Annotated in this window: 10 protein-coding genes; 2 read left to right on the forward strand and 8 right to left on the reverse strand. The window is 51.0% G+C overall.

Annotated elements, in window-relative coordinates:
* Positions 1-5: 5 nt before the first annotated feature.
* The 4 genes from HUU59_09675 to HUU59_09690 are packed head-to-tail and all read right to left on the reverse strand — an operon-like array spanning position 6 to position 6,127.
* On the reverse strand, positions 6-3,128 hold the full coding sequence (locus HUU59_09675; protein NUO19704.1) for an efflux RND transporter permease subunit: 3,123 nt from the start codon (positions 3,126-3,128) through the stop codon (positions 6-8).
* Between the two features lie 9 nt (positions 3,129-3,137).
* Positions 3,138-4,184 carry an efflux RND transporter periplasmic adaptor subunit gene (locus HUU59_09680; GenBank protein ID NUO19705.1) on the reverse strand — a complete coding sequence of 349 codons (1,047 nt, stop codon included), beginning with the start codon at positions 4,182-4,184 and terminating at the stop codon, positions 3,138-3,140.
* 15 nt (positions 4,185-4,199) lie between these two features.
* A complete protein-coding gene (locus HUU59_09685; GenBank protein NUO19706.1) occupies positions 4,200-5,507 on the reverse strand; it encodes a TolC family protein in 1,308 nt (435 codons plus the stop codon).
* Positions 5,504-6,127 carry a TetR/AcrR family transcriptional regulator gene (locus HUU59_09690; GenBank protein ID NUO19707.1) on the reverse strand — a complete coding sequence of 208 codons (624 nt, stop codon included), beginning with the start codon at positions 6,125-6,127 and terminating at the stop codon, positions 5,504-5,506. Before HUU59_09690 ends, HUU59_09685 begins: the two co-directional genes overlap by 4 nt.
* A gap of 412 nt (positions 6,128-6,539) precedes the next feature.
* Here HUU59_09690 and HUU59_09695 point away from each other — a divergent pair, with 412 nt between their 5' ends.
* Both HUU59_09695 and HUU59_09700 read left to right on the forward strand, forming a co-directional pair.
* The gene (locus HUU59_09695; protein NUO19708.1) at positions 6,540-7,739 is read left to right on the forward strand and encodes a hypothetical protein; all 1,200 of its coding nucleotides are present in this window, start codon (positions 6,540-6,542) and stop codon (positions 7,737-7,739) included.
* A 28-nt stretch (positions 7,740-7,767) separates the two neighbouring features.
* Entirely contained in the window at positions 7,768-8,862 is a 1,095-nt protein-coding gene (locus HUU59_09700) for a right-handed parallel beta-helix repeat-containing protein (GenBank protein NUO19709.1), read from the forward strand.
* A gap of 74 nt (positions 8,863-8,936) precedes the next feature.
* On the opposite strand, the gene HUU59_09705 is transcribed toward HUU59_09700, so the two are convergent.
* The 4 genes from HUU59_09705 to HUU59_09720 form a co-directional block, all read right to left on the reverse strand.
* Positions 8,937-10,397, reverse strand: coding sequence for a 2-oxoacid:acceptor oxidoreductase family protein (locus HUU59_09705; GenBank protein NUO19710.1), 1,461 nt, complete (start codon positions 10,395-10,397; stop codon positions 8,937-8,939).
* A gap of 9 nt (positions 10,398-10,406) precedes the next feature.
* Positions 10,407-11,447 carry a 3-methyl-2-oxobutanoate dehydrogenase subunit VorB gene (gene vorB / locus HUU59_09710; protein NUO19711.1) on the reverse strand — a complete coding sequence of 347 codons (1,041 nt, stop codon included), beginning with the start codon at positions 11,445-11,447 and terminating at the stop codon, positions 10,407-10,409.
* Between the two features lie 17 nt (positions 11,448-11,464).
* Positions 11,465-11,704, reverse strand: a complete 240-nt coding sequence (locus HUU59_09715) for a ferredoxin family protein (protein NUO19712.1) — start codon at positions 11,702-11,704, stop codon at positions 11,465-11,467.
* A 350-nt stretch (positions 11,705-12,054) separates the two neighbouring features.
* The gene (locus HUU59_09720) at positions 12,055-14,187 is read right to left on the reverse strand and encodes an acetate--CoA ligase family protein (protein NUO19713.1); all 2,133 of its coding nucleotides are present in this window, start codon (positions 14,185-14,187) and stop codon (positions 12,055-12,057) included.
* Positions 14,188-14,201: the final 14 nt, after the last annotated feature.

Raw genomic sequence — 14,201 nt, forward strand, 5'->3', positions numbered from 1 at the left:
GCGCGTCAGCTCAAGGCTGGAGAGGGATTGATCTTGTTTTCAATGACAGATTTCGTTTCCCAGTTTTTCCTGCTGAGCCTGTCCAATAGAGTATACATTACAGGCACAAGCACGAGCGACAGCAACAGAGAGGAGAGTAGTCCGCCAATAATGACAATGCCCATGCCGGCTCTCATTTCGGAACCTTCGCCAAGCGCAAGCGCAAGAGGAAGCATACCAAGAACCATCGTCATCGTTGTCATCAGAATCGGACGCAAACGCCGCGGACCGGCTTCAAGCAGGGCATCCCGCATGGACTTGCCTTTCTCCCGTAAATGATTCGCATAATCCACAATAAGGATTCCGTTCTTCGTGACCAGTCCCATCAAGATTAGAAGACCAATCATCGAAAACATGGACAGTGTGTACCCCGTAACGGCCAAACCAACCAGCGCCCCAACAATCGCCACAGGCACAGAGAACATAACTACAAAGGGATAGATGTAGCTCTCGTAAAGGACAACGAGGACCATATAAACAAACAGTATTGAGAGGAGGATCGCCTGCAGCATGTCTGTCATCATGGTCCGCATGTTTTCAACGTCACCAAAGGCGAAGAAACCGACACCTTGAGGAGGCGTGTACTTTTCCATCTCCTTGTCAAAATCGCCCTGCACCTCTCCCAGCGAACGACCGACTACGTTTGCAGAGACCGTGACGAGACGTTCACGGTCCTTTCTTGTAATGGAAGAGGGTCCCGACGTGCGCTCGATATGGGCGACATCGCCCAGCCTTACCATTTGTCCGGCCGTGTTCATTACCTCGACACTGGCAATTCTCGTTGGATCCGAGCGGTATTCAGGTGTCAGAATCGTACGAATGTCCACATCGATTTCACCTGTGCTGAACTGGGAGATAATTTCGCCGTTCACTGCACTACGAATGGCCTGCGCTATCTGGCCAGGGGTCAACAGGCTCGCGGCAGCGCGATCCCTGTCGACATGAATCTGCAATTCAGGAGCACCGAGTTCGTAGCTCGTTTCCACGTCACGCGCACCGGGAATGTTGCGCAGAATACGCATCGCATATTCCGCAGCGACTTGCACGCTGTCGAGATTCTGTCCGCGCACTTCGTACTGAATCGGAGCTGCATTGGCCATTCCGAACAACCCGATATCGCTGATACGGATTTCCAACCCGGGAATGTCCTTGCAGTAGTTAGCTATCTCGGCTTGCGTCGCCGCAGTTGGCTGTTTGCGGTCATCCCGTCCGATTAACCTAACCTGAATGCTCCCCACACGTGAGTTTTCATTGATTCCCCACTCCGTCTCCTGCAAACCAATTGTGCTGAGCACATCCCGGACTTCCGGATGCGAAGCCAAGTAGTTTTCGATTCGCGCCATCACTGCGCTGTTCTCCTCCAATGTCGTACCAAGGGGCATCTTCGTCGCGATTGCGAACTCACCTCTGTCGGTGGGAGGAACAAAATCGCTTCCTATAAAGCCCATGGGAATCAAGGCAATGGATGCTACCACCATGATAGTTGCAATGCCAATCACAGCGAAGCGATGGCCGATAGCCCAGACCAGCATGCCGCGATAGCGCTCCTCAAGGCGACTGAACCAAGCCTCGAATCGGCGCGCAAATCCGCGCATCCACTTCTCGCCATTAACGTTTTCAAGTGTATTCATGCGGCTTGCAAGTAAAGGCGTTATCGTAAATGAAACAAGCAGTGACATAACAAGCGCCGTTACAAAGACAAGTGAGAATTCCCTGAATATATTCCCCACCAATCCTTCCACAAACGCGACAGGCAGGAAAGTGACAACGTCAACGAGGGTAATTGAAACGGCGGCGAGACCTATTTCATTCCGACCTTTGATGGCGGCTTCAACCGGTGCCGCTCCCTTCTTCAGCCAATGGTGAATGTTCTCCAGAACCACGATAGAGTCGTCCACCAGCACTCCGATCACCATTCCAAGTGACATCATGGTCATCAAGTTAATGGAGAAGTTCATCAGTTTCATGGTGATGAAGGTGGAGACAATTGACAGCGGAATGGCAATCAGGACGATAAGCGAGTTGCGCATCGAGTGGAGAAAGACCAGAAGGACAAGTGCGACAGTAAAAAGGGCTTCCGCAATATTGCGTTGGACTTCCGCAATCGAGTTCCTGTTGAAGACCGTGATGTCCTGCGCCACTTCGATTTCGACCCGCGATCCATACTCCGACTCGAGTTTCGCAAGCACGTTCCGCACTCTGTCCGAAGTACGAACGCTGTTGGCTTGCGATTGTTTGACAATTTGAATGCCCAAGGCGGATTCGAGATCGAGACGTGTCATCGACCGCTCCGCTTTGATCGTATCCGTTACCGCCGCAATATCGCGCAGGTAAATTGCAGACCCGTTCGCAAGCGGAATTCGTGTAAGTTCGATTTCAGATAGTGTTTCATACTTTCCGGCCAGACGCAAGGTGTATTCCTGCGTCGGGGAATAGACCTTGCCGGCAGGCAGATCAAGATTGTCCGCGCCTAAGATTTGATTCACTTGCGCCAGGGAGAGTCCATGAGAGGCAAGTTTTCCCAGATCAATGGCAATTTGAATTTCCCGTTTTGAGGCACCGGTAATCACGACCTGACCAACACCATCCACCTGTTCCAGACGTGGACGAATGTACTCATCAACAAAAGTAAAGAGATCTGGTTGTGACATTGCGCTTGAGACCGCGATCCGAAGTATTGGCAGTGAGCCCAGATCCGCCTTCAGAATCTGCGGCTCTTCGGCGTCATCAGGCAGTTGTGAGCGCACGGCAGTCACGGTACGCTGAGTTTCCTGCAGAACAACATCGGAATTGGCATCCATGTCGAATTCAAGAAGGACAATGGAAGCGTTTTCCCTGTTCACCGATCTGATGTGCTTCAGCTTGTTCAGCGAAATGACCGCATCTTCAATCGGACGGGAGACCATTGTCTCAACTTCCTTTGGACCTGCACCGGGCCAGGTTGTAACAATCGTCACCATCGGCCAGTTCATTGTCGGCAACAGATCGACCGGCAAACGATTATAGAGCATCACTCCCAACACCGCAATGGAGAGAAAGAACATCGCCACTGCGCTTGGACGCTTTATTGAAAGTTCAGTAAGTGTCATCTTGCGTCCTTATTGCAGCGTGAACGAAATGTCAGAACCTTGCGAGAGTAATTGGTTTCCGGTTACGATTATGGAATCTCCCTCAGATAATCCTTCTATCGAGACATCGTCACCGGACATTCCCCGAACTTTCACGACCACTTTGTCGGCCTTTCCGTTGCGGGCGCGGAATACCACCGTTCTGCCTACATCCGGTAATGTGGCGGCACGGGGTACGATAATGCTGCTGGAGTCAACGCCTGCGAATATGCTCGCACGCGCGAACATACCTGACTTGAGGCCATGTGCCGGCTCGAGACGCAATTCGACGGGAAAGGTCCTCGCTCCTTGGACCGCTTTTGATCCGATCGACGACACAAAAGCCGGGAAAGTGTCGCCAAGCGCCTCCACAAAGACGGTCGCCGGTGAGCCCAAACTTAATTTTGACACGGTCCACTCACTTACAGAGACTTGCAGCTTTAACTGTTCCATGTCAACAATCTGAAAGGCCGGTTGCCCGCGATCAATCATCTGGCCAACTTCTGTCAGTTTTGAAGTTATGACACCGGAGAACGGTGCTCTAATTGTTGCGTCGTCAAAGCTCTTCCTTGCGAATTTGTACTGGACTTCGGCTGATTTCAAGGCAAGCCGCGCAGCTTCGAAATCCGACTGAGAAATGCTGTTCTCTTCAAAGAGTTTTTCAATTCGTTTGAAGTCCAGCCCAGCCTTCTCAAATGCAATGAGAGCCCGCTCACTTTCGAGTTCAAGAATGGCGTCATCCAGTCGCAGAAGCGGCTCACCTCGACGAACCGAGTCACCAACCTCGACCAGGATTTGCTCCACTTGACCTCCGGCTTCTGCTGAAAGTATCGCTTCGTGTCTGCCGCTCAATGTCCCAGACTCTTCAATGGTCTCAATGAACGGTCTATTGCTCAGGATGTATCCCCCGACCGGAATCACACTTGAATAGGCACTTTCAGTGTTGTCTCCATGCGCGTCCTTAAGCAGCTTGTTAGTAGTCAATCCTGCGATGATGACTACGGCCGCGAGAATTGTGATTTTTCTTGTGGTTTTCATTGGTATCTCCGGGAATCAGTTGCCATGCGGTGACTGGCCTAGCGCCATGCGAAGTTCCGCACTCGCGGTGAGTCGGCGGAATGTCGCATCTGCCAGCCCAACTCGCGCAGTCAGTTCATCGAGTTGCGCGGCATCCATTTCGAGGGTGGTTATTTGACCTTGTGAGAATTTTGTTTGCGCGATTTTTCGAGCTTGTTCAGCAAGCTCCACGGCGAGCAAAGCAGCACGTTCGTTTTCGAGCGATGTTTCCAGGTCGCGCAGTGCTGATTCATATTGAAGCCTTGCCCCGCGTTCCGCCTGCGCCAGCATCCACTCAGCTTTCCTCCAGTCCGCTTTGGACTGCAATGCCTTTCCGTGCACCGCACCGCTCGACCAGATTGGAATCGAAAGCGCAACGCCGGCATACAACGCGGAGTAATTATTGCGCGGCGCAATGTCCCAGTCATTGTTCTGCCACTGCCATTGGTATCTCATTTGCCCTGCAAGCACCGGGAAGCGGGCGTTCTTATAGATTACATAGAGGTTCTGCTGAGCCGTTGCCATATCACGAAGCGCATTTAGGTCGTCACGATCACTCAATCGCTTAGTTCCGGCAATCGTATCTATGGTAACTTCAAACTGATCAAGTGTTCCGTCGAATGCCAAACTTGTATCAATGGGGATACCAAGATACTCTTTCAATGAAAGTTCTGCCAGAGCAAGTTCATTTCGTGCTCGATCCAAAGCAGGGCGTTGATTCTGGGCTTGCACTCTAACCCTGAGAACATCGTAGTCGCTGAGGAGGCCCAACTCGCGCATGCGCTCCGCGCGTCGCAGCGAGCTGTCACTCACGGCAAGACTCAGTTCGCGGGCTTTTACGACGTCGCGAAGCATCAGAACTCCCCAAAAGCGCTGCATGACATCCAGTTCAGTCTGCCGATTCTGCTGCTGAATCGCGTGTTCTGTCGCACGATTGGCGGCCCGCGCCCCACGCAGTCCTGCGGCAACTCGGCCAAACGTAAAGAGCGGCTGGTTTAAGGTAACACCGGCGGAAAGCGCGTTATTTTGGTCAAGTTCGAATGGCATGACTTCACCGTTCTCAGGGTTCGGGAAGAAGATTTTCCCCTTTTTCAGAGCGCGCTGATATCCTACTGATCCTTCAATTTGAGGCAGTGCGTTTGACCAGGCTTCATGAAGCTGTCCTCTGGTTCTCAGTTTCTCAAGTTGAGGGCCCTTCTGCGCCAAAGACCTTGCCTTCGCCAACTCAATCGCCTCATCGAGAGTCATGCCATTCAAGATGGACGCACAGAGTAATACGCCCGCCAAATACATTATGTATTTCATGCTACCTCTTCGCCGCCTGCTGCCTTCTTATTGTCCGGTTGAAGCGCATCATAGAAGAGTTTGGTTGCGTACTCAATCGTTTGGTATGCGCGCTCCGGGGTGTCATACTTGGCTGTGCAAACACCGCGATAAATTGCACTGATAGATTCGGCCAACAACTCGGTATCGAACGGCTTGAAATCTCCTCTGGCAACCGCTTGTTCAAGCAATCCAGAAATCACTCTTACCCAATTTCTGTTATTGCGTTCGAGTGCCGCACCAATTTCCGGGTATTTTTGGGCCATACTGATGAATTGCTGAAACAGCAAGTCCGGAAGCGGATCGTTAGCTTTCATTTCAAAAAAATAGCGATGCGAGAGATATAATGCCTTGGCACCGAACTGTTCCTCGCTCGCCATGGCCATGACTGCCATTTGAATGGCAGTCTCGTATTTTTCAGCCAGAGCAATCAGTATCTTCTCCTTGGAAGGGAAATACCAATATATTGCACCTTTTGACAATCCCGCTTGCTTGGCGATTTCGTCTACCGAAGTCCGGTCAAACCCATTGCGGGCAAACAGCTCAGCGGCTGCGTCCAATATCTGGATCTGGCGAAGGTCTTTGTTTTCATGTGTTGTCATGTTGTCCTCTAAACTGACTGGTCGGTCAATTGGCAACAATATAAGACATACTGACTCGTTAGTCAATAGTGAACTGACCAGTCGGTCATTTTATAATAATCTGTTCTTTATATATTTACGAAATTGTCCGAAGAAATTGAGAGGCAAAGTGAAGCATCGTGAAATACAGGAGAATGAGTAATGGTGTCGACCCCTATTGGAAATTGAGCCGAGGCGAGAGGACATCTCAACAGGGCAGGCATGAAGAATTATTGATGATTGTTTCAAATCTGTTCTATAAGCGCTATTGAGCAGCGTGATATTGTTACTTGTCGATTCCTGTGCTGATTGTATCACCATTCGCGATACTCTATATTTTGAAATGTGCCGTGCAATGAAAGTTCTGGATAATTAATTCGGAAACGAGGTGCTCATGATAAGAACAGTATTCATTTTCTTTCTCGCTCTGTTACCACAAGTCTCCCTATCGCAACTCCACCAGATAATCGCGGCTGAGTACTTTTTTGACTCCGACCCTGGGCCGGGCAGCGGAATCCCGATTGCATTAGTACCGGATGACGTCGTGCAGTTGGACGGCGATATCTCCACCTCAGGCTTAAGTCCGGGCGTGCATGTCCTCAATGTGCGAGTTCAACGGGAAGACGGGATTTGGGGTGAGGCTACCAAATGGCATCTGCGTATTGGTGTCGCAACCATTACTCAAGCCGCAGAAGTCTATTTTGATACAGATCCCGGTGCAGGAAACGCTGTCGAAGTTGATGTAGATCAAAACGGCCTTATTGATGAAACTGCATTTGAAGTACCTGACCTGGCCCGCGGCTTTCATACCCTGAATCTAAGAACTTACAGCGGAGGTACATGGTCTGCAAATGTAGCGCGGCCGATCCGTCTTGGCAGCGCGCTGATTGACGGTGCAGAAGCTTACTTCGATACCGATCCTGGCGAAGGCTCTGGCACGCCTGTAGATGTTGTGAGCGGTGCGGATGTCATTGCCTTCGATTCTACCGTGAACGTGGGCGCCGCCGGGTCGGGTATTCACAACTTGTACTTACGCTTTCGTGGGGGCGGTGTTTGGTCGTTTCCGGTAGATCGCGTGATCAGAGTCGGATTAAGTGTCACAGATGGCGTAAATCGAATTACCGGCGGTGAATTCTTCATTGATATGGACCCCGGAGAAGGCAACGGATGCGCATTGATTGCGGAGGACGGAGTCTTTGACGAAACAGAAGAAGGGATGCGACGCTACGTAGAGTCCAACCTTTCTCTTGGGCAACACGTCGTGGGGGTGCGAGTAAAAGACGCGGGAGAGCGATGGCATATTCCCTTGCTCGACACTGTTCATGTTATTGAAGCGCATCTTGTTGCGACAACAACAATGTACGAGGGCATTACTCCGTATGCGTTGCTGAGCTGGAATGCTTATCCCGAAGCGATTCTGTATCGAGTACATTACGATTCCCTCGAAACCGGACCGTTTACAGGGTACACTTCTGTGTCACCTCCGGATACTTCACTTCTCATTGAACCCGCGGCTTTCAAAAGGCTCTTCAAGGTTGTCGCCCTGCAGATCGAACCTGAGCCGTGTGAAGAATCGGGTTACTTAACACGATAAATCTATATTTCCAGATAGGATACTTCTTATGAAAACCATTATGTTCATTTTGGCTCTTCTGTTGGGCATGTATGCAGCTCAAGCAGAGATACTTAAAGTAGCGAGCAACGGCACCCAGCAGTATTCCCAGATTTCCGCAGCAATAGGAGCAGCTTCACCAAGTGATACGATCCTTGTCTTGGGCGGGGGATACAGCGGATTCGTGGTCGATAAGAAACTCGTTCTTATCGGTGCGGGAACAGGTGTCGGGATCGGTGAAGGTGTGCTTATCAACGGCACAGTTGAAGTTCTGGACAACGCTGACAGCACAGAGCTTCGAAGTTTGTGGATTCGTTCAAATCCTGCTAATGGAAGTAGTGACTCGTTAGGCGCTGTCCTGCGAATCCGAAGCGGCGCAACCAAAGTGTTCGTGTGGCGATGTTTTGTCGAGAATTACAGTTCCAGTGCTTCCGGTGTCACTACGTGCTGGGCGGGGGTCAATTCGCAGGCGGAATTCGTACAGTGCACCTTTTGGGGTTCAGACGTTGCGGATGCAAGTGGTGGGAATGGAGTGTTATACAGATCGGGAAGCAATCTCACCTTGCAATCCTGCGTATTCGCTAACATTGAACGTGGCATTCACGCCTTCAGCGCAACGACCGGTGCAAGTTGTCTGGTAAGCCACTGCGTTTTCACGACAGAGAATTCTAACCTCTATCCCGTCTCCGGCGCTATTGCCGGAGTGGCCGAAAACTGCGCAATAATGTCCGAGAGCGGATACTCCAATCTCTATACTTCCGGCATCAGCTACAGCTATTGCGCATACTCGAATCAAGCACCTCCGGGAGCAACGCATGTTGCGGCAACACCCGCCGCCTTTGTCAATCTTGTATTGGCTGACGCGCGGGCATCGGACTATCATGTTGCAGGTGGATCAGTGGTTCAGGATGCCGGGAACCCTATGTCGCCATTTGACCTGGATGGTTCGCGCGCAGACATCGGTATCTATGGCGGGCAGCATCCGTATGTGGACGGCGGAGTACCTGACTACCCATTCGCAGTGCAAGTCGAAGTTCCTTACTCTGCTCCGTTGAACGGCACCATGAGAATTTGGGGCAGAGGGCGTGTCGGACCGGGCAACTAAATCATAGCAGAACAGCCAAAAAATGGGCCACCCTGTTGGGGTGGCCCGATTTTGTTGTGTCCCTGATCGGGGGTTTAAGCAGTTAAGCTCGGTACAGGTTTTCGGGAGTTGGCGTGTTCGCGCACCCACTTGGCTCCGGCTTCAACTGCCATGATGTTCTGTTCACCAAGTGCCTTACGCTTAATACCTTTGGGAACGATTTGCTTCAGATGCTCAAGCGGCATTAATTTGCTGTACTCGATATAGGCACCCAACAAAACCATATTCGCCGCGGCCTTTAATCCGAGATCATCCGCGATTTGAGTCAGAGGAATGTACAGTACATCCAAGTCATTCCGCCTGGCTTTACGGGAGATTATCGTGCTGTTAACAATCATCAAGCCGCCAGTCTTCACGGTGGGCTCAAATGTGTCGAATGACGGGTCATTCATTACGGCAAGCACGTCTGGTTCCACAACAAGTGGTGAACCAACTGGATCTTTTGATATCACAACGGAGCAATTCGCTGTACCGCCGCGCATTTCCGGACCGTAAGAAGGAATCCACGAGACTTGCAGATGCTCCTGCATTGCATGTGCGGCCAGAACAGCGCCTGCAGTCAAAACGCCCTGACCACCAAAGCCGGCGAATTTGAATCCAATTGTCTGGAAGTTCTCAATGAACTTCTGATTCTTTGGAAACGGCTCACCGAGTTGTCCAAGTTCGAGCGACTCAACGACTTGGTCGTCTGTGTAGTTCTTTATTTCGTGGGTCCACCCCACCCGGGTGGCAGTCTCATCCTTGATTACTTTTTCGGGAAAGACGGGGAGCATTTCCTTGGCGATGAACTCACACGCGGCGTGCGTATCCATCTTCCAACCCGTCGGGCAAGGTGACAGGATTTCGACAAAACTGAACCCTTTGCCGTCCACTTGTGCCTGAACCGCTTTACGAACGCACTTTCGAGTGTTCATAATGCCTTTGATATCTGCAAGATGACAACGCGCCACAAATACCGGCGCCTCCAGCGTGGCAATCAGTTCGGCCATGTGAATCGGGAAGCCTTCGTTTTCAGCCGACCTGCCGTATGGAGTTGTAACCGTCTTTTGCCCCATCAAGCTTGTTGCGGCCATTTGACCACCCGTCATGCCATAGATTGCGTTATTGACGAAAAACACGGTCATATGTTCGCCGCGATTCGCCGCATGAATAATTTCTGCGGTTCCGATAGACGCGAGATCACCATCGCCTTGATAGGAGATCACTATAGAGTTCGGACGCGTTCTTTTTACACCGGTTCCCACCGCTGGAGCTCGTCCGTGAGCCGCCTGGATGTTTCCAATATCAAAATAGTAGTAGGCAAACACTGAGCAGCCGACCGGCGAAACGAAAACTGCACGATCACCCAGCCCCATGTCGTCAATCGTCTCTGCAATGAGTTTATGCACGTTTCCATGTCCGCAGCCGGGACAATAGTGTGTCGTGTCTTTCGGACCACCCTTGCGATCGAAGTGTTCGTAGAACGTTGCGGGTTTTTCGAGAATTTGTTGCGACATTGTACTCTCCTACTTCAAATAGCTACGGGTCACGTTCGTCAATTCTTCCACCGAAGGAACCATTCCGCCCATTCGATTATAGAAGTACAACGGTTTATCGTTGCCAATGGCCAATTGAACATCGCGCAGCATTTGACCGTTCGACAGTTCAACGTCCAAAAATGCCTTTCCTTTATCGGCCAGCTCTTTCAATCGCTTTGAACAGAATGGAAAGGCAGTAATCGGACGCAGCAGACCGACTTTGTGTCCTTCCCGACGGAGATTATCCACGACTGACTGAAGCAGCCGCGAGATAAATCCATATCCAATCAGCACAAGTTCGGCATCTTCTACCAGAATTTCCTGATAGCGAACTTCCTTTTCCTCTATTTCTGCATACTTACGCTGCAAGTGTCGATTGTGTTCCTCGAGTCCTTCTGTGCTCATGAAAATCGATGAGACAAGATGATCTTTTGACTCATGGTCAGCATACAACGCGTACTCGCGGCGGTCAACTTGTTTTCTGACCTTGGCAAATTCCACTGGCTCCATCATTTGACCGATGTAGGCGTCAGTAAGAATGTAGGCGGGCATGCGGTACTTGTCTGCAAGGTCGAATGCCAATGTCGTCAAATCAGCCATTTCTTGCGCGCAATTCGGCGTGAATACCAGGCATTTATAGTTACCGTGGCCACCGCCATGAACAACCTGATTCCAGTCGCCTTGTTCCGGCCAAATGTTACCAAGTCCTGGACCAGCCCGCATAACATCCACAATGACGCAAGGTAATTCTGCCGCTGCGATGTATGAGATACCTTCCTGCTTGAGAGAGATACCCGGCCCCGACGACGCTGTCATGACTCGCGCACCGGCACCTGCGGCGCCATAAACCATGTTTATTGCGGCGACTTCTGATTCCGCTTGCAAGAATGTCCCGCCGACTTTCGGGAGATACTTCGCTGCCGCCATCGCAACTTCCGACGCGGGCGTAATGGGGTATCCGTAATACTGAGTACAACCTGCGAGGACAGCGGCCTTCACCACAGCTTCATTGGCCTTAATTAGTTCCATATGTCACCTTTGCGGTATCAATCCGCCGTACCTTTCTTGTAAACTATAACGGCACCCGGCTCCGGGCATGCGTAAAAGCAAGACCCGCAGCCAGTGCAACCTTCACCTTTGTACTCCACCCATTGATACCCAAGTTCATTGAAGGCGCGCTGGAGGTTTACCTCGAGCACGGCCGGCTTGCATACCTCGACACAACGAAGACAGGACTTGCAGAGGTGGGGAACTATTTCGACTTTAGGGGACAAGACTTCAGACATTCGGCCTCCAATTCCGGTACGGCAGGAAAACAGATTCAACCATTGCCGACCATGCGCTATTTCAAACGATGCTAAGCATACGATAATATACGAATGCAAAAATGAGTCCGCAAACTCAGTCAAATTAGACAAAAAGCATAACTTAACAACGACTCCTGTCACCTGAACATAAAGATACGCGCAACTTGCGAAGAGCAAGAGCTTAGAATATTACAGTAACTGTCATATTAACACGTGAAGGACCTTTCGCTATGTTACAAAGTCACATGAGCGGCATTTCGGAGGAGTTGGGCTCTTAAACGCAAGGACGCGCCTCACGGCGCGTCCTTGAATAATACCTCCATTTAACTCTAAAGCTTGATCCGTGCGTCTACCACGACGCATCGTTTGGCATCCGGGAATGCCAAGACAGGGTTGATGTCAAGCTCACGTATTTCTGGAAAATCGGTGGCCAATTGTGACAGGCGGAAGAGAAGTTCAGTTATTCTGTCGAAGTTGACGGGTTGTTCGCCGCGCACACCTTTCAAGATGGGATAGCCGCGAAGACGATGCAGCATGCTCTCAATATCGGTATCCGCCAACGGTGCAAGTCGAAAGCTTACATCCTTCAGTACCTCTACGTATATGCCGCCCATTCCAACCATGACAAGCGGCCCGAAGACCGGATCTGCAGTGATACCCATTACCAATTCACGGCCACCTGTTACCATGGGCTCTAAATTTACCGACCACGACTTCGGAGGCTCTTTGAGTTTTGACACCGCGACTCCAATTTCATCCCAAGCCTGCTCGACTTCAGAGGCAGAGCGCAAATTGAGTCTCACACCTCCAACATCACTCTTATGCACAATCCCCTCAGCATTAATCTTCATCACAACGGGCAAGCCAAGTTTTTCGGCCACTTTGCCGAGTTTATCCCGACTTGTAACATTGACAGCCTGCAGCATCGGAAAACCGTACGCTTCAAGTATCCCGGATACTTCTTGAGAAGACAGCTGCAGACGTCCTTCAGATTTCGCAGTGTCAATAATCGATCGTACAGCGTTCTTGTCAACGTCGGTGTAGGTCTTGCATTTGCCTTGTCGACGCTCACGAATCTCTCTGAAATGATCCATTGCCGCAAGTGACTGAACGGCAGATTCAGGGAATACATAGACAGGCAACCCTGCGTTGCGGAGTATGGGTGTCCCCTGAGTGTCACCGTCGCGGGTCATGAAGCAAACTAAGACAGGTTTTCCGAGGTGCTTGTTCTTCTTGTAAGCGTTTGCGATCGCCGTAGCCACTTCACTTGAGTCCGATGTGATCGGGAGAACGAAGATGATGATAACCGCATCTGTGTTTGGGTCATTAATCACAATGTCTGCGACGGCTTCAAAGTGTGATGCGCCTGCGCTGGCAACCATATCCACAGGATTTCGCGCACTCGCGAGGTCAGCCAAGACACTCTTAAGTTTCGCGGTGGTCTCAGGTGCATACTCCGCCATCTTGAGACCCGCACCTTCCACCGCATCAGTCGCAAGAATCGCAGGTCCGCCGCCATTTGACATCACACCAACCCGAGGTCCTTGCGGAAGAGGCTGTGTCGCAAACGCCTGTGCATAGTCAAATAGCATTTCAACCGTGTCAACCCGAATGATACCCGCGGATTCGAAAATCGCATCTACTGCGACATCTGCAGCGGCAAGGCTGGCCGTATGAGAACTGGCAGCCTTGGCGCCGGCACGAGTTCTACCGGACTTTACGGCAATGACCGGCTTGGTTCTGACCATTTCTCTCGCAACCTGTATGAACCTTTGAGCATTGCCGAAGCTCTCAATATACAAAAGAGTAAGATCTGTGCGCGGGTCATCTCGCCAGTATGCGAGAACATCATCGACCGAGACGTCTGTGCGATTCCCCAAACTAACAAATGATGAAAGCCCAAGCTGCATCCCGGCTGTTCGTTCGAGAATTGCCACACCAAGAGCGCCGCTCTGAGACAGGAATCCAATGTTTCCGGGCACAGGGCTTGGTCCAGCGAAAGTGGCGTCCATACGAACGTCAGGATTTGTGTTTATCACGCCCATACAGTTGGGACCTAACATTCGAATACCGTATGATTTCACCTTCTCAAACAACTGACGTTCCAGTGCTGCACCTTCTTCACCGGTCTCCGCAAAACCAGCTGTTATCATGACAATAGCTTTAATGTCCTTGCGCCCGCAATCTTCGACAGCTTGAATCGCGAGCTTCTTGGGCACACAGATCACAGCAAGGTCAACTGGGTCAGGTATTTCCAAGACGCTTCGATACGCGCGCATGGAGTTTACGAATTTCGCTGCCGGATTCACGGGATAAACGATTCCGTTGAATTCAAAATCCAGAATCTTCCGCAGCATATCGCGGCCAATAGTGCCTTGTTGCCGGCTTGCCCCGACAACCGCTATTGACCGCGGTTCGAATATCGGCTTCAGTGATGAACTTTCGTTGGGCGTGTTGGACATATCTTAGTTGAGTT

The organism is bacterium (genome assembly GCA_013360195.1).
Classification (GTDB): Bacteria; Electryoneota; RPQS01; order RPQS01; family RPQS01; genus JABWCQ01.